Source organism: Solidesulfovibrio alcoholivorans DSM 5433, from assembly GCF_000702665.1.
GTDB lineage: Bacteria > Desulfobacterota > Desulfovibrionia > Desulfovibrionales > Desulfovibrionaceae > Solidesulfovibrio > Solidesulfovibrio alcoholivorans.
This window is the reverse complement of sequence record NZ_JNJA01000006.1, coordinates 228663-252889: the sequence shown is the minus strand read 5'-3', so window position 1 is coordinate 252889 and position 24227 is coordinate 228663. Positions and strand designations below refer to the sequence as shown.

Below are 24227 nucleotides of genomic sequence, written 5' to 3'. Positions count from 1 at the left end.
TCTTTCCCGGGGGGAGACAGCCGCCAGCCTCCAAGGGGAGGTGGATGCACAATTCTAATTGTCGCTGATGCTCAGGAGTAATTGTCGCCGATCAGACGTGGTCGAAACGGCCATGGGCGCCGAGATGACCGGCTTCCTCGGCTACGACCGTTACCAAACACCTGCCAGTGATGCCGGCAATCGCCGCAACGGCTACAGCCAGAAAGAGCTTGCTTCGAAGGTCGGCCCCATCGTCATCGATGTTCCCCGGGACCGCAAATCCGAGTTCGCACCGGCTATCGTCAAGAAGCGCCACAAGGACATCGGCGGCTTCGAGGAACTCATCCTTTCCATGTATGCCAAGGGGATGAGCACCCGCGATATCCAGTACCACGTCAAGGAAATCTACAACCACGACATCTCGCCCGAGACGGTCAGCCGCATCACCGATGCCGTCATCGACAAGGCCAAGGAATGGCAGAACCGGCCGTTGGAGCCGATTTACGCCATCGTGTTCATGGACGCGCTGTTCCTCAAGCTCCGGGTGGATGGCAGGGTCAAGAACGTGGCCGCCTACCTGATGGTCGGCATCGATCTGGAGGGACGAAAGGAGTGTCTCGGCATCTGGCTTGGCCAAAGCGAATCCGCCAAGTACTGGCTCGGCGTGCTCAATGAGTTCAAAAACCGGGGCGTAAACGACGTGCTGATTTTCGCCGTGGATGGCCTGACAGGCTTTCCTGAAGCCATCAGGGCCGTGTATCCCCAGGCCGAAATCCAGCGTTGCCTGGTTCACCAGGTCAGGAACTCACTGGCGCAGATGGCCTGGAAGGACCGCAAGGAGGTTGCCAGCTCCCTGCGCTCGATCTACACCGCTCCGACAGAGGAAGCTGGCCTCATGGCCCTGGCCGAGTTCGAGGAAACCTGGGGGCGGAAGTACCCCCATGTCGTGCTGTCCTGGAAACGGCACTGGCCGGAACTGGCGACGTTCTTCAGTTATCCCGAAGCGGTACGGCGGCTGATTTACACCACCAACCCCATTGAGAGCCTCAACAGCCGGGTCAGAAAAACCGTGAAGGGGAAAAGCGTCTTCCCGACCGAGGTCGCCCTGTTCAAGGCGCTCTATCTGGCGGTGGCCGAAGCCGAGAAGCGCTGGACGATGCGAACGAGGAACTGGCAGGAAATCATGGCCCAGCTTGCGATCTTCTTCCAGGAAAGGCTCAAAGACTATCTCTGCTGAACAAGCAACCAGGAGCGTTTACACAGTTTTCGGGACACTCCCCGAGCAGCCGCTCGCATATTGGGTTTGTCCCGCAATCATGGCAAGTTCTTATCCTGGATTTTCATAATATATAGATTGAATTGGTTTTCCTCCTCTAAATATCGCCCCACATTGTCGACATTTTGTCTCACCAGAAACTCCATTGGTGAAGACCGCATTTTTTCCACAGTTTGAGCAACGTCGTCCCTGGCCTCCTTTTGGGGCTACAACCATGATATAACCACACTTCGTGCATTTTTTTCCTGTGGCCGTCCTAAAAAATGTCATTCGATTACAATTGGGGCAAAGTGATCCAGCCATATGGTTCCTCCCGATAAGTATGTATGTGTGCCGGCCCGGAGTGTCAAAAACAATCAGTCATTTCGTGTGATAAAAATTTTTCTTAGCCGGTCGAAGCGACAGGTCAACTCCAAACCACCGCCACCATGCAGTTGCGTGCGGCTCTCAGGATGAATGTCGTCCCGGTTCCCCTCCCGAAACAAAGTGTTCCTTCGGGGAGAAGCATGGATACACCCGGCCGTGTACCCGAAAAAGGCCATCAAGGAAGCCTCGGTGACCTGCCTTGAGTGCGGCAAGTCCTTCACCCATGGCCTCACCTCCGAGGAATATAAGGCGAAAAACGGCTATAAAATGACCCAGGCCTTGATCTGCAAAGCCTTGGCTCGGGAACGCCGCACCAAAATGAAGGACATGAAGCTGTGGGAGTGACAAACCAAGAGCAAAGCCGAATAGCAATGCCTACCGTTCGATGCCGCCTGGCCTGACGCGACTTCCCCCTCAGCCCCAGCACACCTCCCCGTGCTGGTGTTTTTGTCTTGACGCACCCGCGTGTCACCGGACAACCTCTCCGAAAATGGAGAATCCTCAGGGGGTGAAGAACGGGACTTGGCTCGAGAGCTTTTCGGGTCCCGGACATGTGCGCAGCCATTTTCATCAAGGCATTTGAGGACCTTTGTCTGTGCGGTGTCTCTATGTGGCCGTTACATAGTCGAGAAAGGTTTGTATGTGCGGCCGACAAGCTGACCGAGAAAAAACCTTGAACGTGGAAAGATGCGGAAACCGTGCTACCGTTACAGTGCGACCATCGGCAGCGTAGCAGCGGCTGGCCTCAAAGCAGTAATTACCCCAGCCTGATTCAAAGGCCTTGCGTTCGAAATTGCCATTTCGTAAAATTACCAATTCTTCCATGGCCGAAAAAGTTTCTCTGTCGATAGTTATGATGCAGTTTAGGGAAAGTATACTCAGTATTTGTCTCCACAATTTTTTAGCAAAGGCCAACGTTTCGTGTTTTCGAGGTAGATCTTGGAACCGTGGCGATCTAAATGGTATAAAGTATGCGCATAGAATAGATGTATCGGCAAATTGACGCACTGAATATCCATTGTTAAGTCGTTCTTGAAATTCAGCCATCAATGCTTGCACCTGCACTTGCAGGGGATCTTGGCCGGCTGGAGTATTTCGCCATTGCTCGACAAAGTATGCGTTTCCATTTTCGACACTTTTGCGTGGATGGTCTGGTGGCTCCACATGGCCACCCGGATTAAGAGTGATCAGTGCAAGCTTAGTCTTGTCCGATAAGGTTGCCTGAGGACCCATCAGAAACCGCCAACCAAGAGTGTGACCGAGTTCAGCATAGGAGGTTTCAATGTCAGAGCATATAGAATCGAACGTTTCTTTGTCCATATTGTCCTCCATGGCAGAATAACTCACCAAAGTTATTACATCATTGCATTTGACAGATCTGCAATTTAATTGGAAGTTGACGACTGCTTCTGCATATCGCAACCTCTCGTTTGGTTACCTCAGGTCCACGTGCTTTGAAAATGGTAAATGACGCCAGGAGTGAAAACAGGCACCAAGTTTGATGCTGATTCGGGGCCATCCATGGCCGCAACCATTTTCGAGTACCGAGTCGGATGGCGCATCGAAATGCCCCTTTCGAAGCTTTTTCGTAATATTATAGCAAGTCAAAGGTATTTTAGCCATCAAAATGGAGACACCCCTTGAAAAACCTCTTGTTCTCCATTTTCTTTTCCGTGCTGGTAGCGACGTCAGCCCTCGCGACCGAAAAATTTTCGGGCAAAGTGGTCACGGTCGTAGACGGTGCGACCCTGGACATCGCCAAGTCGGACGGGCAAATTGAAAGAATTCGCCTATTCGCCATCACCGTCCCGCAAGCCGGCGCGAAGCATGCCGAGACGGCCACGAAAAGGACCGCGTCCTGGTGTCACCAGTGGGACAACGTGGCCGAGGTGATGCCCATGGGCCGGGGCAAGGACGGGGTGGCCGTTGCCCGGATAATTGTCGGCCAAGAGGACATCGCCAACGTTTTGGCCAAAGCCTGCCTGGTACGCGTGAACATGCAACTCTGCCGCGAACAGTTCACTCCTGAGTGCGTCAGCTGGAACGCCTGGGAATTGCAGTGCCGAGACGAAAAGAAGGGGCTGTGGTCCGAGTAGAGCGACAGGTTCAGTTTTGTTAAGGGCTAACCGATGAGGAAAATTGCTATTCTTTACGTTGCCGTAGCCCTTTGGGTGGTGCCGGCTTTTGCCTACGACCTCACGCTGCAGAATACTCCTGTTCAGGTTTATTTCTCACCCCGGGGCGGAGCACAGGATGCTCTGGTTGCCACCATCGGCCAAGCCAAGGATTCCATTTTCGTTCAGGCATACAGCTTCACGTCAGCCCCCATTGCCAAAGCCTTGGTGGATGCCGTCAGGCGCGGGGTGAAAATCGAAGCGATACTGGACAAGAGCCAACGAACCGAACGCTATACGGGAGCGACCTTCTTGAAAAACGAAGGAATCCCTGTGTATATTGACGACAAACATGCCATCGCGCACAATAAGGTGATGATTCTCGATCGATCCATTGTTGTCACGGGATCTTTCAATTTCACGAAGGCAGCCGAAGAAAAGAACGCTGAAAATTTATTAATTATTCCGAGCAAGGACATGGCCAAAATCTACATGGATAACTGGGAGAAGCACAAAGAACATTCTGAGAGCTATTAACAATAGGCCATGGCGCACTTCGCAACCAAATGTCATTTTTATCTAGTTCACCATCCTCAGCATACTACAATATACTTTAAAGGAAACATAAGAAGATGTCTATCCTGCCAGACATGGCGTTATATAGATATTTGTCGTTAGAATCTTTCTTGCATTTATTTACAAGCAAAAAAGTTCGATTCTCTAAGATTACTTCTTGGCCAGATAAGTTCGAAGGCAAAAGTTATGAAATGTCCAGCAGAATTCATACTGGATCTAGAAACATAAATCCAAACCATATATTTGGAAGCTGTTGGACCCGCGAACTTGATATCCTAGAATGCCATCAAACGCCTGCCGGCTTAAATCTGGACACATTTCAAAGGGCGAATCAAGAATTACAGCAAATGGGTTCTGCAGCTTTGTGGGAAGCATATTGCGGCAGATCTGGCGTATGTGTTAAATGCAACATTTCAAAGATATTATGCTCAATTGCAAGTCGCATCGAGAACAACCCACATCTCACTCTCGTCCATCAAGAAATTACATACTGCCCAGGAATCTCAATTCGATCAAATACCATCGATGCATTGTTTCAAAAAAGAATACCGTTTCGACATGAATCGGAATATCGCTTCATAATCTTAGACAATAGCGAGACAGAATTGGACATGGATATCGATATCGGTGATATCTATGATTTTTTTGATGAAATCCTTGTCTGTCCAACACAAGATGACAATGGATGGATAACCAGCGCAATACACAAACATTTTTCGCCACTTTTCAAAAACGGACATTTAAATATGAAAAATGGTAAAATTTATTGCCATCGATCCCAGCTATACCTGCCTGCATCTAACGAACTGCGAGTAGTAAAATAACTTTCCAACGCTTTGTACAAATAATGTTGTAAGAAGCTCCTTGTTATTTTTTTATAAACAAGACACAGCTCGAGTACTTAAGTGGTTTCCTCCGAATCTTTTATTTTAGACCAAAAGGATCTCTAAACGCTGAATTTGAAACATCGCTACAGGAGCCTAACAGAGGCTTATTTTAGATTGATAAATGTTATTGATGTATTGGCGGTTGAAAAAAAGTGCAGCCACAGGAATGGATGTCTCTTTCCTCGAACAAATGAGGCCAGTTGCCAACAAAGCTATGCCGGACAAAAAGATAATCAGGACCACCGAAGCTCTTTTGGCACACCGTCGCGCACCCTGGATCCGCCTTTTCGCAAATGCATATTAAAAATATCTTATTATTTCATATTGTTGAATTTTAATTAACATAGTTCACTGTCGAGGATTTACGCCCGATCGGGTGGGTGATATTGGGACCTGCAGGGCTCAGGCAATCTGAACAGCATTATTCTCAACGTCACTTTTAAGGGAATTCCGTGCCAGAATCCCGATATAATGGCGAGATCGTCGCAGGCTCTTTAATGGTTAATGAGAGCTGTAAGATTGCCGACCTTCTTTTGCAAGGCCTTGACGAGAGGCGTTTTACGTGGCTCTGTTGATGGACAATGTCCTCCAGAAGCGCAGCCCCGCTACCACAAGGCGACAATCCAAGCGCATCCGCAATAGACTACTCCCTCTACATGAAGATTCTTGGATTATGATCCGTGATGGCTCCCACGAGCAGACTGAACAGGCTGTACAAACTCACATTAAAATGGTCCATTCCGAGGAGATGGGGACATCCATCGTGGGCCTCATAGAATGGGACGATGTTTAGACGATTTCAATGCAACAAATTCTCTGCGAATGGCAGGTACATTGTCCAATGAATTATTACAATATTCTTTCTTGGTTGAGTTATCCGTTGACGTCTGTTATGCCGACACTTCTGGGATTTCTGCGGCACAAAGGTGTGCCAGAAATTCTTTCTCTGGGGATATTAGTATGGTTATTTTGTGTCATTATTCGTGGATGGCGAACATGGCATCCGCTAATGCATCAACTTGAAATATGCAACAATAAACTTGCATCCATACCAGATTCGGGCTTAATAGGAATTCAATATCAGAATTTTGTGTCTACACTTTCTGCTAAATGTCCTGCCCTAGAGGAGGTTTGGAAGAAATTTACTCAAACCCTAATTCAGAAAGATGGGGAGAAGATATTTTTAACAGTAAGTCCAGCGATCTACTTTTCAGCTGAACGTTTCGAGGGTGTGGTGCAACTTCGCCGTCTAGCAAAATGGTCAGGACTATTCGTCGGCATCGGCCTGCTCTTGACTTTTCTCGGCTTGGTGGCCGCATTAAGTTCGGCCAGTCAAGCCATCCATGCAGCAACGTCAAATGGCGGCCAAGCTCAGGAAGCAATGCAAAGTGCTCTAAAGGATCTTCTGAGTGCAGCCACCTTTAAATTTTACACCTCCATTTTTGGTCTGCTTGCCTCATTGGTAGTTAGTTATACGGAAAAACATTTTCGTCGAGGGCTTGAAAATGCCTTCCGAAATTTTCGAAAGCATCTTGAGCGCTTATTGCCAATTCAAATCCCTGAACAACTCTTATATGAACAACTACGTGAAGCCAAGGAGACGACCACACAAATTAAAGTTTTTAATAGCGAAATAAGTGATGGCTTAATAAGGATGTCTGGTGCAGTGGCTACTGCCATGAATAATGTCGTTACGCCTATGCATCGTGAATTGAAGGAAAGTTTTTCAGCAACCTCAGAAGCTGTCTCCCGGGCCATGCTCGAAGCGGTTGAACCTGTGCGCAAGGGACTTGATCAAGTTGGCCAGAATCTTGGAAAAATGGAAGAGTCCATTGGGCGTTCTATTGGGGAAAATATTAAGGTCATGCAAGAGGAGACCCTTAATGTCCTGGCCAATCGCCTAAATCAAGTTGTCGACCAGCAGGCTGGAGCGGAATTGTCAACCATGGTCCAGACCCTTGATGGCTTATCTAGCGCTTTAGCCCAGATGAAAGATTCGCTGAACAACGGAGGTGGAGCCTTTGCCTCAACTCTGGAAACTGCAGCTCGTGAATTGCGCGAAGGTGTAGCCGGCTTGGCCGAAGCTACACGGGGTATCAGCCAAAATGTGGCCCAGGACGTCAGCCAGGCTCAGTCCGCTCTCCAAGAACGACTGCGGAGCATCGGCGATGAGATGGCTCAAGCCCTGATCCAAATGAGGGAGGCCATGGCCGGCGCGACCGGTTCCGTGAGCGACCAGGGCGCTCAGGCTGTGGCCGCATTAAGTAAATCCGTCGAAGAGATGGCCGAGACTATGCGCCGAACTGCTGCTGAAGCAGGGGACCAGACCGCGCGTAATGCCCAATCCATGAACGAATCCATTGCTAGTATTTTACGCGAGATGCGCGACGAATCTGCACGTGTGGCACAGACCAACCAGCAGGCCATGGAACGTTTACTCCAAGTTAGTACCACGGCCAGGGAAAACATGAGCGTCGCCCTGGCTAAGGTCGGTGACGAGGTCTCGGCTCAGGGTCAGGCCGCCGCCGTCCGACTAACCGATGGAACCAGCGCTGTCCTTGCCTTGCTCAATGAATCCCTGGCGAGCATGGGCACTCATGTCCAGAAACTCTCCATCGGACTGACCGATGCGGATCAGGCGTTGGGGCTTCATGGCCGTAGTGTGCGAGAGGCGGCCACTGGATCCCAGGCGGCGGCCAAGGCGCTGGAAGCAGCCGCCAGCAGTATAGGAGCTGCCTCTGGCCCCATTGTGACCAGCCAAAACACCTTGACAGCCAGTGTGCGCGGTATGGAGCAGGCTCTACGCAGCCTAGTCGATGGTGCCACGGCTATGGGACGAACCGTTTCTGCTGCAGGATCAATCATCCAACAGGCTTCCTCTGGCCTGGAAACATCCTGGCAACAACATCTAGGTCGCTTCCAGGGGGTCGATGAAAGTCTAGCTAAAGTTTTACGGGAAATGTTATCCGCAATGGACAGCAATGCTGAAAAATTAAACCAACATGTACATAGTATTGATGAATATCTTGGCAAAGCGGTTAAACAGTTTGCCGAATCAGTTGACGATCTTAATGAGGTCTTCGAGAAGACCCTCGTTGCGATGAAAAAATAACAGCACAACTATTCGAGAGCAAAATGGCTATTCATGATGTTCATAACGGTGCAGACGAACATGACCAGGATTTTTTCGTATCCATGACTGACATGATGGTAGGTATGCTCTTTTTGTTCATCATTATGCTCATGTTTTTCGCGATGAAATTTAGTGATGATTCCGTAGACCTTCGCACCCAGAACGCTCTCCTGGAAGATCAGCGTAAGGCTGCCGAAGAAGAAAAAAATAGACTTCGCGCCCAGCTTGACTTGCTTCAGGGGGCACAGCAAGCTCGTCAGACTGTCGTCGAACAGGTTTACCAGTCCCTTAGAGACCAGGGGGTGACGGTACTTATCGACCGTGACAACGGAATCCTGCGTTTGCCAGAGTCCATCCTGTTTCCTGTAGGCAAGGCTGAGCTATTGCCCGAAGGCAAAGAGGCGGTGACCAAGCTGGCCAGAGCGTTAGGCCAAGTTCTGCCTTGCTATGCCACTCTCCCAGACGCCACCGCCCCTGCTGATTGTCCTGCAACGGCCTTCGGATTGGAGGCACTGCTCATCGAAGGACACACCGACTCCGATGGTCCTGAGGACATGAACTGGAGGCTGTCAATGGAGAGAGCATTGCATACCTACCAAGTCATGATTCGCGAGCAACCGGAACTAGGGACACTCCGTAGCAGACAGATGCGTATCGACCAGAACGGTTCCACTAGTGCCGGCTATCCACTCATGTCAGTGGCTGGATATGGACTCAAGCGTCCAGTGATGCCTAACACTAACCCAGAAAATAAGCAACGCAATCGCCGTATCGACATACGTTTCATCATGACTCCGCCGAGCGAAAAAGAGGTTAATGCAGCCAAGAGGTTGCTCGAATGACCCAGGGCCTCAAAGACTTGCTGCTAACTTGGCAGCAATCGGGGTATCAGATTCGTCCTCTGGTCTTTTGTCCTTCCAGAGCGGTGGAGGCTGCCAAACTCGTCGGAGAGGGGACGGATCAGCCAACTCGGCCTCCACTTGATCTTCAGGCCCTACAGGTCCGACTGATCCAGGCAGCCCGCAGCCAGGACTTTTCCGGACTGGACGTGCTTGATTGGCGTTATTCCACCCTATGCCTGGATAAAAGTGTCCTGTTGGAAGATCTCTCGTTACTGCGGGCCTATTTGAAGGCTTTGGCCCAACGTGCCCGTGGGCGTCTCTTGCGGGGGCTAGCACGAGTATATGTTGATATTTTTACAAGTTTCCCCCAGGCCGCCCGTGAGCTTGCAACCTTCCTAGCTCGCCGCGTTGACTCATTGGGACGTCGGTGGTCCGAGGCAGCATTCCGATTTGAACTTTTCAAACCGACGGTAGCGGTGGATCGCCTTGCCTCCTGGCTCTTGAACCCAGAAGTCGGTGTGGAACATGGCATCGTGGTAGCTTTTGATCACGCCGGCCTCCCCACTAGCCTGGCAATATCAGAATTTGGCATAAAAGCTTTCCAGGTTGCACTGCAGCGCCCCTCGGGCACTGGAAACAAATCTCTCACGCAGGAAATGGCTCAGCGAATCATCGACTTGTCAACTACGGCGCAAGGATGTCTGTTCCTCAATGTCCCGCCAGTGATCCAAGCGATCACTGATGCCCTCCTCTTGCCATTTAGGGTCCTGCAAGCTCCAAATGCTGTCCGTAATTTAGTGGAAACATTCTTACTACGCCAATTACGAGACCCCCGTCTGGACGCATCATTATGGCATCCAGTACGAATCGAAGCCAAAGATGTCATGCATGGCTGGTTAACAGAACAATCTTTGGAGCTATTTTTAAGCATTATGGATAATGTAGCCAACCAAGATAATAACGCACGTCGCATGTGGATGATGCGTGGTAAATTTTGGAGAGCCTACCATCGCAAGGGATATATTGACCAAGCCTGGGTTGCTCTCGGCGTAAATGGTGTACATGAAGTAAAAAAAATTATCGCACGCACAGGATCTTCTCCGGGAAAGGCTTTGAGCTATGCCGAATTGACACAATCAACCAACATCTCTAACCATATAGCATTGATCATGAAGATTGACACTTTGATTGTGGTTGACTGGAGTCACAATGGCCGTTGCCACATTTGGCATGAACGAAACAATGATGCCCCAGCATTGTACAAGCGATTCTATAGAAAAACTGACCTAGATTTCAATTCAGAAAAACCAGGGCCTTACACTCACTACGCAAAAGGCTCCTGGCGAGAGGATGTTGCGAAACATATCCGTGAACAAACAGGCCGATCTGTTTTCCCCAATGATTATAACTAGAGGCTTTGCACCAAACATGCCCCTCACTTTAATTCATGCTCCAATTGCCGAAGGCGTTTTATTTCAAGTAATCAAAAACAGTCTGCTTGGACGCCGCACGGCCATCCCCCCTGACGAATGGGGACGCACTGATTTAAGGACGCTATCGTCCCCAGTTGCCCTGCTTTTACGCGCCCTAGACACAATCGATCCAGCCACTTTGCCAGGCGACGAAGAAGGGCCACAGGCCACAGCAGGCATTCGTAAAGCAGACGGCATTTTGCTTACCCATCGCCATGTCGCTAGTCTGGGTCAGGCCCAAGCCCAGTTGCTCGGCTTGCCTCCCTGCACCCCTTTGTGCCTGTCTATACAAAGCCGTGGTATCATAGGAAATAACGATTTCTATTTGGATGCAGCATGGCTCACCCCCCTGGGGCAGCGGGCCATCGGGGCGCTTCGTGTTGGAGCCATGCTCAAACACGATGGTGCATGGCAGCGACTGCCAAAGACACTCTATGATTTAGCTTCAACCATTGACGATTGTAACTCCCTCGCCCCGGGGGATGAAGACGAACGCCGCCGGCTATTAGCCCGCATGACCGCTGCTTTGCCGCTGCAGGCTAAGGAGCAGGTGGCCCGCGATGGTTATCTAGACAGCCTGCGAGTATATCATGCCGCAGCGCTGTCATTGCGGCTCAAGACCGCCAGGGCGACCTTTAATGTTGAACCTGTGCTGTTTGGCCGAAGACACCACCAAGCTAATAACCTTGAAAATTCCGTACGGATAGATGAGGTGACCCAGGGGGCTGCCAACACCCTGACTCTTGAAAGCGATGCGCTTTTGCCTCCAGCACTCCACGAGCACTTTGCTAAATATTTTAATGACATATATCCAGAGATCCGGTCGTCTTATGTGCTTGGCGACAATCGCTATGTTTTTATCGAACCGGTAGTGCGCGAAGCTCTAGCGGTGGTCAAGGAAGTGCAACAGGCCTCGCCCGAGGTGCGACGCGACTTTGCTCGCAGCCCGCAACGCTATTTTCAGGAACGGTTAGGTGAGCGTTTTGGTGAGGCGACGGTGGAGGCCATGTTCGTCGTCACCCAGGAATACTCGGAACGTGTGGTGGGGCTTGGTCTCTGGGTTCCCACCGTCCTACCATGGATCAAGCGTTCTCCGAATACTTGGCGTCCTGAATCATACGGGCTTCAAATCGAGGGAAAGACCGTAGCCTTTGGCAGTCCGGAAGCTGTCGCCACGGCTATTCGAGATATACAGGCTGCCATTGAACAAGGCCGCCCCAATGTAGATATTCAGGACGTGGCCGTTCCAGCCGCTCCTGAGACACTGGACGCCCTAAACAGCATTGCCAATCTGCTCAGCCCGGTTCCCGAGCCGGAAGTTCCTGTCTCACCTCCCGAGCCGCTCGCTGAAACGGAGATGGTTGCAGGCCCCATCTTTATTGAGGTTGCCGAGAATCTCGATGAAACTCAATACTGCTCCTTCCGACGGCGGCAAGCTATCGAGGTGCACAACAGCCTGCCCCACGCCCTACGCACGGCGCTTAAGTCCCATCAACAGGAGGCACTAGACTGGTTGATTGGGATGTGGTCGAGCGGTACCAGTGGTGCTCTACTGGCTGACGATATGGGCTTGGGCAAGACCCTAACGGCACTGGCATTTCTAGCTTGGCTACAGGAGCGTCGTCAGATGCTTGGCCTCACCCGCAAACCTATTTTGATCGTGGCCCCCACAAGTCTCCTTGGCAATTGGCAGGATGAGGTACGCATTCATCTCGATGAACATGGTCTGGGTGACCGCATCGAGGTACATGGTCCGCAGCTGCGGCAGCTGCGTCTTCTCCAAGGACGTGACGTAGATCGTGGGACTGTTCACCTCGATGTTCCACGCATTCAGGAAGCCGATTGGGTACTAACAACTTACGAAACTCTTCGTGACTATCATCATAGTTTTGCAGTTATTCCATGGTGCTCAGTTATTTTTGATGAAATCCAAAAATCAAAAAATCCTACATCACAGATTTTCCGTGTAGTTCAGACGCTACGTGCAGATTTTTGCCTTGGTATGACTGGTACTCCTATTGAAAATTCTTTTGCTGACCTCTGGGCGATCATGGATGTGCTTTTGCCAGGATTTTTAGGTGACTTAAAACAGTTTATGGCCACATATTCTGAAGCAGACATGGACACACTGCGAGCGCTCAAAGCCAAACTTGAAGGGAGTGGGCAAAGGGTGTTTCGACCTATGCTGCGGCGAATGAAAAGTGATATCCTTCAGGGGCTTCCTTCAAAGACAGAACATGTGGAGCAGGCTATCATGCCTCCCCGCCAAGCCCAGGCCTACGAGAATGCCCTCAGGGACAATAGTCAAGGAGGAGCAGGTGTTGGTCTGCAACTACTGCATACACTGCGAATGATCAGCTTGCATCCGGATACCCCGGATACTTGGATTCAGATAGGGGATGATTATATCGGTTGGTCTGCCCGGTTGGCCCGGACTGTGGATATCCTGGATGAGATCAGTAATAAACGAGAAAAAGCTCTAATTTTTCTGGAGTCACTGGAACTCCAGGAGGTTTTGGCCGTGAAGCTCAAGGAGCGCTATAACTTAAATCGTTTGCCATTTGTAATAAATGGTACAGTACCTGGTGCAGTGCGACATAAGTATGTCCAAAAATTTCAGGGAGAGCGGGACACATTTAATGTAATGATCTTGTCACCCCGGGCTGGAGGAGTTGGTTTGACGTTAACTTCGGCTAACCACGTTATACATCTCTCGAGGTGGTGGAATCCAGCTGTAGAAGATCAGTGCACTGACCGAATTTATCGCATCGGACAGGAGAAAGATGTACATGTTTATTACCCGATGTCCATTCACAGTCAACCGCATCTGATGGAATATAGCTTTGATCTTAGGCTGCACGAACTTTTAACACGCAAACGAAACATGAGCAGAGAAGTACTATTGCCTCCTGAGGATGGCCATGAGGCTGAATTCTTGACAAGAAAATTATTCCCTGACCAAAATGCAAATGTGAGCGCTTGTAGCGATGGTCAAGTTTAGTTGCTTAGTTTTTTGAAACAATCTCCATACAATTCTAGCTTATGATCAGTAGCAAGTACCAAATGCCGGCATGCCCTTTGGAGCATGACCGGCATTTGGCTTTCGAGCGGCTCAAGGGACCTCACCCTGGCGGTTTGCCTACCTTTGGATACCTTTTTTGAAATTTACACGGAAACCTGTCCAATCAATGGGAGGTCGGCTTCTTTCAAATAATTCCAGCAAAGTCATGTAATTCCAAACGTGTTTGAAATATTAAGCAGCTTCGGCCATGCTCTCATTCAGGCGCATGTACCCGTTCTGGTAGTCATCAGGGTCAAGGACACAGCCCCACCAGTTGCGCCCCATCGCCTTGGCCTGGACCACAGTGGAGCCGGAACCGGCGAAGCAGTCGACGACGCAGTCCCCGGGAACAGTCATGGCCCCAATCAACTCACGAAGGAGACCCGCCGGCTTCTCGGTCTGGTGGAACTCGTTCTTGGTGTTGGGGTACTCGAAGTGGTCGCAAATGGCATCGTACAGCACAGGCTTACCCTTGGTGGCATAAATAATTTTTTCAGTAATGGGGCGAAGACCACTGATAAGAGACCCCTGCGTGTGGCGAGACTTCTTCCACACAGCGACACCCTGGTAAGTAAATCCAGCACCCTTGATAATGTTAATGAAGTCCGCCAGCATCTTGTCTCCACTGAACACAACGATATACGAATCATCCTTCATCTTGGGATAGATCTGCTCAAGACTCTCTTTAAGAATACGCGTAGAATCCTCAGGATTGTCGTTGGCAATGGTCCGGTTAGTCCTGTCAGAAATGGAACGGTACGTACAACCATAGGGAGGATCAGTCAGCAGAAGAGCCACAGAATTATCGGGGATTTCATGGATATGCTCAAGGCAATCACCCTCGATCCAAGAGGCCATTTCTTTGTTGTTGTCATTCATGATGGACTTGCAGTGCTTGACAATGTTCCGAAACTTAAGGCGTTCACGGCCGCACTGGTCAGTCTCAACGCCATGCTCAGAAAGCCAATCATGAAGTTCATTGACATTGCCAGCTTCAGGATTGTTTTCATAGAACTGCTTAAGACGATTAAGCTCTTTAAAAACAGGATCAATAAGATGGAAACTCGTAGCCTTCGCCATGGACAGCGCAATAATCTTCTCATAAGGCAAGAAGGCGTCGATCCACTCTTCGCTATTTTCCATTTCCATAACCTTTTTCACGAGACGAATCCCTTTCTTGAGATCGGGGGTACCATACTTGCGGTTAACCACGATCTTGGACAAACCCAACCAAGACCGATCATTGAGATTCTTAAAATCGCACAAAACAGTAGCCTTGTTGCGAAGCTTCATCTTTTCATCGTAGACAAGTTCAGGTTCAATGTGCTTGTAGACCTTGGCCCCATCCCGGTACAGCCGGACATTCTGAGGGTGCTTACGGATCTTTTCGGCATACAGGGTGAGGTCGCTCTTGTTGCCCCGGCCACCGACACGGGACTCAAACCCAAGGGCATGGAGACCGATATCCAGGGCGGTCATCTCCTGGCACTTGTTTTCGTTGATCAGGGCCATATAAGCTTCATCGTCATCCATTTCCACCACAATGCAAGGGAGTTCTTCGAGATTCTCCTGCTTAGCAGCTTCAAAACGAATGTGACCATCGATGATCTCAAAGACGTTACTGGGAATCTGGCGAACCTTGAGGGCGTTTTCGGGCTTAAGGCCGTTGTTCTGCCGAATGCTATTGCGGATAAATTTAATCAAGTCCTGATCCATAACGGAACGAGAGTAACCAGCATTAGGAACAATGTTCGTGGTAGCAATGAAAGTGATGGTGTTCATGTCTTGGCTCCTTTGCTTTTGCGTTCAAGCTGGAGCCAATGCTAGGCGGGACCGAGCACCCGAGGGGGATCAACGAAGGAATGGCGGCGGATCCCCTTTTGAAAGTCCTTGTAAAATCATCCTGATAGGGCCACTCCGATGACCTCCGTCAAACCATTCTCCATTTTCAACCCACCCGGCCCGTGATATCCCCACATGATCACACCCGTCGCCTGGAGGAATGCGCTTATGCCTGCAAATGCACAGCCCACATCGGAAATGAACCTGGGTTTCGCGCGCTTTTCGTTTGCCAAAGACCGGTCGATGACGTCCGCCATTCTCCTTGGCGCGGACAGGGTCCCCGCACACGACGTGACCGAAGCTGAGGTGGAAGGCATTTCCCATGCCTCGGCAACGGAATTGATGGCAAAATTCCCATTTGAAATCTGTTCCAAGCTTGTCACCATAATGGGAAAGGATATCGAAGCAGAAGCCATTTTAAATGGCAGAGCAAACAATATTGATGGTTTTTATGACTATTGCACGCTTCAGCTTCAGAAAGTTTTGTTTTTGCTCAATCCATCCGCATTTCCCGTAAGAGGCTCAGACCCCGCCGAACTTCTTTTGCTTTTGAGTGAATATATAATTTTACTAAATCAGTTGTGCGCTACTTTTGAGTCAACACCTGACAGTTTTTTTGAAATTCCATCGCAAGAAACCATTATAGAAGAAATCAAGCAGCTAAAAACGCCGTCGTTCGATATGGTGTTCTCGTACGAATTTTTGAGATTTGTCTGTTTCTATTATTCAATATTTATTGGAATCGAAGAAGGCGATGTCGATGAAGCGAATACTTCAAAGGCCAAAGATAAAGATGTGTTAGCTGATTTTCTCGGGCATGTTTTTATCGGCAAGGATAAGGCTTCATACAATATTGTACCCGTGAGCAATCTAGATGCACCCTATACAACCATAATAAATTTTAACAATGCTGGATCAATAAATCTTTTAGCGAAGTTCACTTGCAAATCTCAGGAGGCTATAAAACAAACAATCGTCCAGTCCCTTATAAGCCTTGAGGAGAAAATAAAGATAAAGTGCGCGAGGATATTATACTACTGGCATCGATTTATTGTTGAGCCACGAGAACTTCAGCCAACAGGCGTCTTGCGCCTCACTGCCTGGTGGGAATCCATTTTGTCAGACACTATTTTTTCCGAGCAACTTTGCAAATTTAATGCACTTGTAGGGCGGCTAAGCGTAATAGGTATAGAAACGCATTCAGATAGATTTCAAGAGCTTGGCCAGGAAACAATTGATCTTTATAAAGAATATAATTCCATTGTTGAAGGAAAACTGCCTTCTCGAATGGATGGCACCATTCTTCCAAGGGCAGAGGAAGAGGCAGCATTGCTTTACAACGCTATGATTGGAAAAATTCGTCCGGAATACGACTCTAGGCGTTATTCGGCTAAGAAGTTATCAGCATGCAGCCAAGACAGAAGAAAGAGGATGCGTGATTTTTATCATGCCAACTCCGAGCATTTTGTAAAGATATCCCTCCAACACATCGAAAGACTTACGCTGGAATACCTTAAACTTGATAGGGAGTTATATAAAGACCTCTTGTCTCAAGTCGCCAACGACTATGGATATAGCCGGATTTCCAAGAAATCCATTGGGCGATGGATTGCTACTTACAAGAAGAAAAAGCGGGCCGCCGATTAACCATTTTCGAAGGCGCTCCTGGCTCACGAAAGGGACCCGCTGAAGCTTGCAATCGGGGCCAACGGACCGTCGTCTCCTGGGCTAAAGTGGGGTCATTGGCAGCAGTGATCTCACTACAAAAAATAGGAGAGCGACATGTCTGGCGCGCATAGCGATTATACTTTCGATATTGTTGAAGGCTGTATCTCCCATGTTCACGGTGACGGCGACAACAGCACCAAGCTCTGCAACTTTGCGTGTAAAATTATTGAAGAGCATACTGTCACCAATGGCATCATCTCTAGGATCGAATTCCTTGTTGAAGGCTATTTCAGCGACGGTACGCCTCTTCCCACTGTCTCCGTTCCTACCGAAAGGTTCAATTCGCTGGGGTGGGTGAGCCAGTACGGTTCACGCGCCATTATCTATCCCGTCAAGCAGGTTAAGGACCTCCTGCCTCTGGCGATTCGGATGATTAGCGGGGTCGTGCCGAAGAAAACGGTCGTGAGCCACACCGGCTGGGTTGAGTCCTCCCATGGCCACGTTTACATGACCAATGGTTCCGTGATTGGTACCGACGGGGACGAAGCCCATTTCGAGGTTGCCATCGAGGATCCGCAGCTGCGTAAATTTGCCATTAATCCCGGCGAGGAAGACCATGAGCTTGAACAATCCCTCCGGGCCTGCCTGGCGCTTGCGCAGATGAACCCGAGCCAAGCGATCCTTCCCCTTATTGGGGCGACTTTCCTGGCTCCCCTCCAGTGCTTCATTCCCTTGGACTTTTCTGTCTTCCTCCACGGCGTGACCGGTTCCTTCAAATCCCAGCTGACCATGCTCTGCCAGAGCCACTATGGCCGGCAATTTCACAACAGCTTGCCCGGCAACTGGGCCTCCACTGAAAATGCCCTGGAAATAATGACGTTTCTTGCGAAGGACGCGGTTTTTGTCGTTGACGACTTCACGTACCTGCGCAACGAGCGGTCTTCTTTGGGATACAAGGAACTCGAAAAAAAGGCGGAGCGGATTTTCCGTGGGCAAGGAAACTCCACCGGACGGCAGCGGATGGGGCGGAATGATTTGGCCCGCAGCTACCATTCCCGGGCCATGATCATGACCAGCGGCGAAACGCTGCCGAGGGGGGACAGTCTTCTCGCTCGTCTGTTTGTCGTCCAGCTCAGCAAGGGGGACATTGATGCCAGCGAACTTTCCCACATGCAGCAGTACGCGGCGGCTGGTCTCTTTGAAAATGCCATGGCTGGTTATATTAAATGGATTTCTGCCAATTATGACCGCCTGAAAGATCATATCCCTGCGGAAATTGAACGTCTTCGGGAATGCTTTTCTGGTCTTCGTTCTGTTCACTTTCGTACGCCGGAGAACACCGCCAAGCTGTTCCTCGGGTTCGGAATGTTCATTTATTATATGAAGGCCATGAATATTATTTCTGAATCCGAGGCCGCCTCCGTGTTGTCTCAGGCCGAAGATATTTTTCTTGAAGTTGGTCGCAATCAAAATAGTGTTTTCGTCTATGACGACACAGCGGATCTCTTCTTCGATCAACTTATTGACGCCATGGCTCAGGGTGCTGGATATATTGACTTCATCAACCCTGACGAATTCCATTTTTTTGAATGGAAGGATTCCATCGGGTGGACCAATATCAACGGGGAGTGGCATAAGAATGGGCTTCGCTTCGGCTGGATTGCCGGCGAAAGCTTGTATCTGCTCCCGGCTATCAGCTACGACGCGGCCCTCAAGAAGAGCAAGTCCAAGGGCTTTACCCTTGAAACCCGGGGTCGCCTTTGGAAGCGCCTTCATGAGCAGGGCCTCGTGCTGAGCAGTGACCCCGACCGCATTGGCACCCGCAAGTACGTCAATGGCATCCACCACCGGGTCGTCCATCTGGATTTCGCCGAGTGTTTCAAGGACACCTTCCGCCGCCGGGGTGAGGGCGACGGCCAGGGGATGGGCAACCCTGGTTATTCTGAGCCGGCGGGCCAGGAGCATGTGAATAGCGTCTATCCTTCTATTGGCGCGACCGGAACGGACGATTTTTACGACGACCTTTAGTTGCAGATCGTCCCGATGACGACAGCCCCTGGCCGCTCATGGCGGTTCAGGGGCTGCTTTGTTTTCAGGCTCCTCCCGATCATTGGGGCTACGTGCGATGTCTCGCCCCCTGGCATGTCGAAGACCCGGGCCATTTTCTGCGTGTACGCCACGCTCAGCGGCGTTCCCATGGCTGGGGGCATTGGCCCGCTTTGCGAATAAAAACTCCCTGAGAGCCTCCCTAGGCCGAATATGAGCCATCTCGGTGCCCGTGCGCGGCTGGCCAAAACGTAATCGCCTTACCTAAATAGTGCTGTTCGCCTTTCCCATGTCTTCCTGTCCGGGCGGAGTGAGGCACCTCCTCGTGGAAATTCGGGCAAATGGTCACTTGGTGGCGGCAACTTGGCCGTGACAGGGCAGGGGCGACATCTGCGGACCCATTCTCAACGCTGAACGGGGCCGCCTGGGGCCGGATTTTTCAACTACGATGTCCTTCAACTATCAAAGAAGGACATCGCTTTGAGAAACAAGAAATCGAAATACAACTGGAATGTCGTGTTCAATTTTATCCAGTTCGAGTCGCAAGAACAAAGAGATTTGCATTATAATATGTTTGTTAAGTCAATTTTTTGTTTAAACAATTGTGAAAGTAGACAGACTGAATCGGCTGATGAATCTAAAGCTGCTTAGAAATATCACAATTCTCTTCTAGGGTTACAACGCGTGCGTTTGAGGTTACGGACCAGCGAATCTATCCCACCCCTGCCGTACCCGTTTTTAGGAACTGTTCAATCTTCTGCAAGTTTCCCCTCTTTGGCTTGACTCCGCGTACTTCCCAGTTGAGGATACTGCTCTCGCCAACGGCCAGAGCTTCGGCCAAATCAGTTATTTGGAGGCCGAGGTCCATCCGTTTTTTTCGGATTTCCTCTCCGAGAAAGCGGGGCGATTTGGGGTATCCTTTGCAAAAAATTGTCTTGGGAAATTCAAAGTGTAAAGTCATATAACCATTCAATAATGCTGAACAAATCGAGTTTGAAATCTGTACCGCACCCTTGTCCCTGCGGCTACCTCGGCGACGAACGCCATGCCTGCGTGTGCGCCGACGGCGACGTGCGGCGCTACCGCACGCGCCTGTCCGGGCCGCTGCTCGACCGCATCGATTTGCAGGTGGAGGTGCCGGCGGTGCCCTACAAGGAGCTGCGCGCCGACGCCTCGCCCGTGACCTCGGCGGTCATGCGCGCGCGGGTGCTCGCGGCGCGCGAGGCGCAGGCGGCGCGCTACGCGGGGCTGCCCTTTTCGGTCAACGGCCGGCTTTCCGGGCGCTGGCTCTCCAAATTCTGCGCCGTGGACCAGGAAGGGCACGCCTTCCTGGAAGGCGCGGTGCGTCGGCTGGGGCTTTCGGCGCGGGCGCACACGCGCATCTTGCGCATCGCCCGCACCATCGCCGACCTCGACGGCGACGCTTCGCTTCGCGTGGAGCACCTGGCCGAGGCCGTGAACCTGCGCAACCTGGACCGGCAACGGCTGGGCTGACGCGCGTCCCCGCCCGGCCGCGGCCGGCGAGGCGCCCATGCAAAGCGAGGTGGCGTCATGACGTTGCAATCACACGAGGATCTGGAAAAACTGCGGGCCATCGGGGCCATCGTGCGCCTGAGCCTGGAGGCCATGTCCAAGGCCGCGCGCCCGGGCATGACCACGGCGGAACTGGACGCGGTCTGCGCCGCGACCCTGGACGCGCACGGCGCGGAAGCCTCCCCGGCCAAGGTCTACGCCTTTCCGGGCACGGCCTGCATCAGCGTCAACGAGGAGGCCGTGCACGGCATTCCCGGGGAGCGCAAGCTCGCGGACGGGGATCTCGTCAAATGCGACGTCACCGCGGAAAAGGACGGCTATGTCGCCGATGCGGCCGTCACCGTGCGCATCGGCCGGGTCGGGCGACAGGCGGATGCGCTCGCGCGCTGCGCCGAAAGCGCGTTCCGCAAGGGCCTTGCCGCGGCGCGCCCCGGCAACCGCGTCCAGGACATCGGCCGCGCCGTGGAAGACGAGGTGCACCGTTGGGGATTTTCCGTGGTCCGGGAACTGTGCGGGCATGGCGTCGGGCGCAGCATCCACGAGGAACCCTGCGTGCCCAACTTCTGCTCGCCCAAGGCGCGGGAAACGCTCACCGAAGGGCTCGTGCTGACCATTGAACCGATCATCGCCGCAGGCAGCGGCAAGGTCCGGGTACGGCCGGACAAATGGACCATCGTCACGCGCGACCGCAGCCTGAGCGCGCACTACGAGCACACCCTCGTCGTCAGCGCCAAAGGCCCGCTGCTGGTGACGGCGGCCTGAAGCCGCCCGTCTCCGCTTCCCCGGCGGCGCGTCCCGGAAACCGGCGCGCGGGGCGTCAGCGCGGCAGCACCTTGGCCACGGCGCGCAGCAGCTGGCCCATGTCGCAGGGCTTGGTCACGAACTCGTCCATGCCCGCGGCCAGGAAACGCTGGCGGTCCCCGTCCAGGGCGTAGGCCGTCAGCGCCACGACCGGCAACCGCCGGCTCGCCCCGGGCACCTCGCCGTTGCGGATGTGCGCCACGGCCGTGAGCCCGTCCATGACCGGCATCTGGATGTCCATGACCACCACGTCCACGGGCGCAAGCGAAAGCTTGCGCAGCGCTTCCTCGCCGTTGGCCGCCTCCTCGACCGTGTGGCCGAGCTTGCGCAGCCCGCGCGCCAGGGCGAGGCGGTTGATGGCCTCGTCCTCCACCACGAGGAATTTCAGCGGCGGCAGATCGGCCGGCGGCGGCGCTTCGCCTTCGGACTCCGGCGGGACCGCGGGCCACAGCGGCACGGCCAGATGGAACGTGCTGCCGAACCCCGGCTGGCTCTCGAGCCAGATGCTGCCGCCCAGAAGTTCCGCCAGCCGCCTGGCGATGGAAAGTCCCATGCCCGTGCCGCCGAACCGTTTGGTCAGCGGCTCCTCACCCAGGGAGAAACTCTCGAAAATCGCGGCCTGGCGGTCCGTTGCGATGCCGACGCCGGTGTCGAGCACGGAGAAGACCAGGCGCACGCCGCTGAAGTCCTTGGCCACGAGCACGCGGTTCGCACCGTCTTCGTGCGCAAGGAGCGCCGCGCGCAGGGAGACGGTTCCCGTGGGGGTGAAACGGATGGCGTTGTCCAGCAGATGGGCCAGGATCTGGCGCAGGCGGAAGGAATCGCCCATGAGCTTGTCCGGCAGCGACGCGTCCACGGCGAGGTCGAGGCCGAGCCCGGCCAGGCTCGCCCGCACGGAATAGGCGTTGCGCAGGGATTCGAGCAGCCGGCGCAGGGAAAATTCCCGCAGCATGGGCGAAAACGAGCCCGACTCGACGCTGGCCAGTTCCAGCAGGTTGTCGACGATCTCCACCAGCCGGTCCGTGGATTCGCGCACCGTGCGCCAGTATTCGGCCTCGCTGCCGGACGCCCCCTCGAGGATGGCCAGCTGGGCCATGCCCATGATGCCGTTGATGGGCGTGCGCAGTTCGTGGCTGATGTTGGCCAGGAACTGGGTCTTGGCCTGGTTGGCCGCCTCGGCGCGGCGCTTGGCCTCGACCAGTTCGCGTTCGATCCCGAGCCGGGCCGCGCCCATGTCGAACAGCGTGGCCAACCGCTGCACGAGCCGGACATCCCGTTCCGCATAGCCGGCCGGGGCGTCGGCCAGCAGCAGCAGCCCGCCCGGGCCGCCGCGCGCGCGGCGCAGGGGAACGGCCAAGAAGGCGCGCACCGCGCCCCCCCCGGGGAAAGGCGGGGCGCAGGCGTCCAGGGACATGGCGGCGTTTTGCAACACGGGCGCGCCGTCGTTGAGCGCCCCGGCGAAAGGCCCGGTATAGACGCCAGAGACTTCGGGAAAAAAACCTTCCGGCTCGACAAGGCCATGAGGGACCGGGCCGTCCGGGCCAAGCGTCGTGATCCAGTCCAGGCGTCCCAGGCGGGGATCGACCAGGCCGACGGCCCCCAAGGGGCTGGTTGTCATGCCCATGGCCCGTCCGAGCACCAGCGCCGCCATGCCGGCCATGTCCAGGTCGCCGGCCACGAGCGCGCGGGACGTCGCGGCCATGGCCGAGCTGGCCCGAAACGCCAGGCGCAACAGGCGCAGGGCCTGCACGCGCGAGGCCGACAGCCGCAGGACGTGCAGCCCGTGCGCCATGTCGTCGGCCATCTGCGTCAAAAGCGCGACCTCTTCCTCGCCAAACTCCCGCTCCTCGCGGCCGTAGATGCTGAGCGCGCCGACCACGCGTCTGCCGATGCGCAGGGGAAAGGCGATGCCCGCCTGGAACCGGTCCAAAGCCTGGGGCCGGTCGGGCCATTCGGCGTAGAAGCGCTCCTGTGAAAAACGCGGCATGGAGACGATGCGCCCTTCGCGGATCGCCGTGCCCGTCGGTCCGTGTCCGCGGACGTCGTCGTCGTAGCGGATGTCCATGGCGTCGAGCCACTGCGCGTCCTCGCCGGCCTTGGCCGCGACGCGGACCCTGCTCGTCGCGCCCAGCTCGGCCATGCCCACCCAGACGAGGTCGTAGCCCGCCTTTTCCACCAGCACGCGGCACACGCCGGCCAGAAAGACGTCGCGGTCCGTGGCGTGGATCAGTTCATGGTTGACCGCGCCCAGGGCCACCAGCGCGCGGTTGCTGCGCGCGAGTTCGGCCCGGACCGCGCAGGCTTCTTCCTCCCGCCGTTTGAGGAGCGCACGCAACCGGCAATGGCGCTCCACGGCGAAGCCGGCGAGCAGGGCCGGAAACGCGGCCGCCGCCGCGAGCCCGGGCCCGTCCGTTCCCGAAAGATACGCCGCGAGCGCCGCCGCGCCGCCGACGCATACGGACGCGGCAAGCCCCGCGGCCAGTGCCCGGCGCGCGGACGGCTCGTCCCGGAACGAGGGAAATCGAGTGGACGTCACCTTGCCTCTCCCATATCGGCATATCTACCGCTTGCGCGAAAAAAACGAAAGCGCCTTTCCTCCCCTTCGTGCGTCCGCTTCGCATAACGGATACG

General features: G+C 53.3%; 16 protein-coding genes and 2 pseudogenes. 14 read left to right on the top strand and 4 right to left on the bottom strand.

Features of this window, described 5'->3' with window-relative positions:
* The first annotated feature begins 67 nt into the window (after positions 1-67).
* Both Q368_RS0113300 and Q368_RS0113295 read left to right on the top strand, forming a co-directional pair.
* Positions 68-1216, top strand: a complete 1149-nt coding sequence (locus Q368_RS0113300; RefSeq protein WP_084158771.1) for an IS256 family transposase — start codon at positions 68-70, stop codon at positions 1214-1216.
* 555 nt (positions 1217-1771) lie between these two features.
* Positions 1772-1966, top strand: a pseudogene (locus tag Q368_RS0113295) (MucR family transcriptional regulator); the annotation flags it as partial.
* A gap of 261 nt (positions 1967-2227) precedes the next feature.
* On the opposite strand, the gene Q368_RS25695 reads toward Q368_RS0113295, so the two are convergent.
* Entirely contained in the window at positions 2228-2941 is a 714-nt protein-coding gene (locus tag Q368_RS25695) for a hypothetical protein (protein ID WP_156955715.1), read from the bottom strand.
* Between the two features lie 320 nt (positions 2942-3261).
* Between Q368_RS25695 and Q368_RS0113290 the strand changes: the two genes are divergently transcribed.
* From Q368_RS0113290 to Q368_RS24565, 8 genes are all read left to right on the top strand, one after another.
* Complete coding sequence (locus tag Q368_RS0113290; RefSeq protein ID WP_029459550.1) at positions 3262-3717, top strand: thermonuclease family protein; 456 nt, start codon at positions 3262-3264, stop codon at positions 3715-3717.
* Between the two features lie 33 nt (positions 3718-3750).
* Positions 3751-4272: a phospholipase D family nuclease gene (locus Q368_RS0113285; protein WP_029459549.1), complete on the top strand. Its 522-nt coding sequence runs from the start codon at positions 3751-3753 to the stop codon at positions 4270-4272.
* A 95-nt stretch (positions 4273-4367) separates the two neighbouring features.
* Positions 4368-5135 (top strand): hypothetical protein, encoded by a 768-nt coding sequence (locus Q368_RS25690; protein WP_156955714.1) that lies wholly within the window; start codon positions 4368-4370, stop codon positions 5133-5135.
* Positions 5136-5772: 637 nt separating this feature from the next.
* Positions 5773-5991 (top strand): BrxA family protein, encoded by a 219-nt coding sequence (locus tag Q368_RS27415; protein ID WP_425423679.1) that lies wholly within the window; start codon positions 5773-5775, stop codon positions 5989-5991.
* Between the two features lie 48 nt (positions 5992-6039).
* Entirely contained in the window at positions 6040-8310 is a 2271-nt protein-coding gene (locus Q368_RS25680; protein ID WP_156955712.1) for a hypothetical protein, read from the top strand.
* A 23-nt stretch (positions 8311-8333) separates the two neighbouring features.
* Positions 8334-9173, top strand: a complete 840-nt coding sequence (locus tag Q368_RS0113270; protein WP_084158769.1) for an OmpA/MotB family protein — start codon at positions 8334-8336, stop codon at positions 9171-9173.
* Complete coding sequence (locus Q368_RS24570; protein ID WP_084158768.1) at positions 9170-10585, top strand: EH signature domain-containing protein; 1416 nt, start codon at positions 9170-9172, stop codon at positions 10583-10585. The genes Q368_RS0113270 and Q368_RS24570 overlap by 4 nt, the downstream gene beginning before the upstream one ends.
* Complete coding sequence (locus tag Q368_RS24565) at positions 10524-13646, top strand: DEAD/DEAH box helicase (RefSeq protein WP_084158767.1); 3123 nt, start codon at positions 10524-10526, stop codon at positions 13644-13646. The genes Q368_RS24570 and Q368_RS24565 overlap by 62 nt, the downstream gene beginning before the upstream one ends.
* A 252-nt stretch (positions 13647-13898) precedes the next feature.
* On the opposite strand, the gene Q368_RS23905 is transcribed toward Q368_RS24565, so the two are convergent.
* The gene (locus Q368_RS23905; RefSeq protein ID WP_052360158.1) at positions 13899-15488 is read right to left on the bottom strand and encodes a DNA methyltransferase; all 1590 of its coding nucleotides are present in this window, start codon (positions 15486-15488) and stop codon (positions 13899-13901) included.
* Between the two features lie 195 nt (positions 15489-15683).
* Here Q368_RS23905 and Q368_RS25675 point away from each other — a divergent pair, with 195 nt between their 5' ends.
* Positions 15684-17195 carry a hypothetical protein gene (locus tag Q368_RS25675; RefSeq protein ID WP_156955711.1) on the top strand — a complete coding sequence of 504 codons (1512 nt, stop codon included), beginning with the start codon at positions 15684-15686 and terminating at the stop codon, positions 17193-17195.
* A gap of 135 nt (positions 17196-17330) precedes the next feature.
* Positions 17331-19244, top strand: a complete 1914-nt coding sequence (locus Q368_RS0113240) for a DUF927 domain-containing protein (RefSeq protein ID WP_029459543.1) — start codon at positions 17331-17333, stop codon at positions 19242-19244.
* A 730-nt stretch (positions 19245-19974) separates the two neighbouring features.
* Here the strand turns inward: Q368_RS0113240 and Q368_RS27410 are convergent.
* Positions 19975-20223, bottom strand: coding sequence for a helix-turn-helix domain-containing protein (locus Q368_RS27410; RefSeq protein ID WP_156955710.1), 249 nt, complete (start codon positions 20221-20223; stop codon positions 19975-19977).
* Positions 20224-20270: 47 nt separating this feature from the next.
* On the opposite strand from Q368_RS27410, the pseudogene Q368_RS0113225 reads away from it, so the two are divergent.
* Both Q368_RS0113225 and map read left to right on the top strand, forming a co-directional pair.
* Positions 20271-20756, top strand: a pseudogene (locus Q368_RS0113225) (magnesium chelatase subunit ChlI family protein); the annotation flags it as partial.
* 57 nt (positions 20757-20813) lie between these two features.
* The gene (gene map / locus Q368_RS0113220) at positions 20814-21557 is read left to right on the top strand and encodes a type I methionyl aminopeptidase (protein WP_029459540.1); all 744 of its coding nucleotides are present in this window, start codon (positions 20814-20816) and stop codon (positions 21555-21557) included.
* A 55-nt stretch (positions 21558-21612) separates the two neighbouring features.
* Here map and Q368_RS0113215 read toward each other — a convergent pair whose 3' ends face one another.
* Positions 21613-24132: a GAF domain-containing protein gene (locus Q368_RS0113215; RefSeq protein WP_029459539.1), complete on the bottom strand. Its 2520-nt coding sequence runs from the start codon at positions 24130-24132 to the stop codon at positions 21613-21615.
* Positions 24133-24227 lie beyond the last annotated feature (95 nt).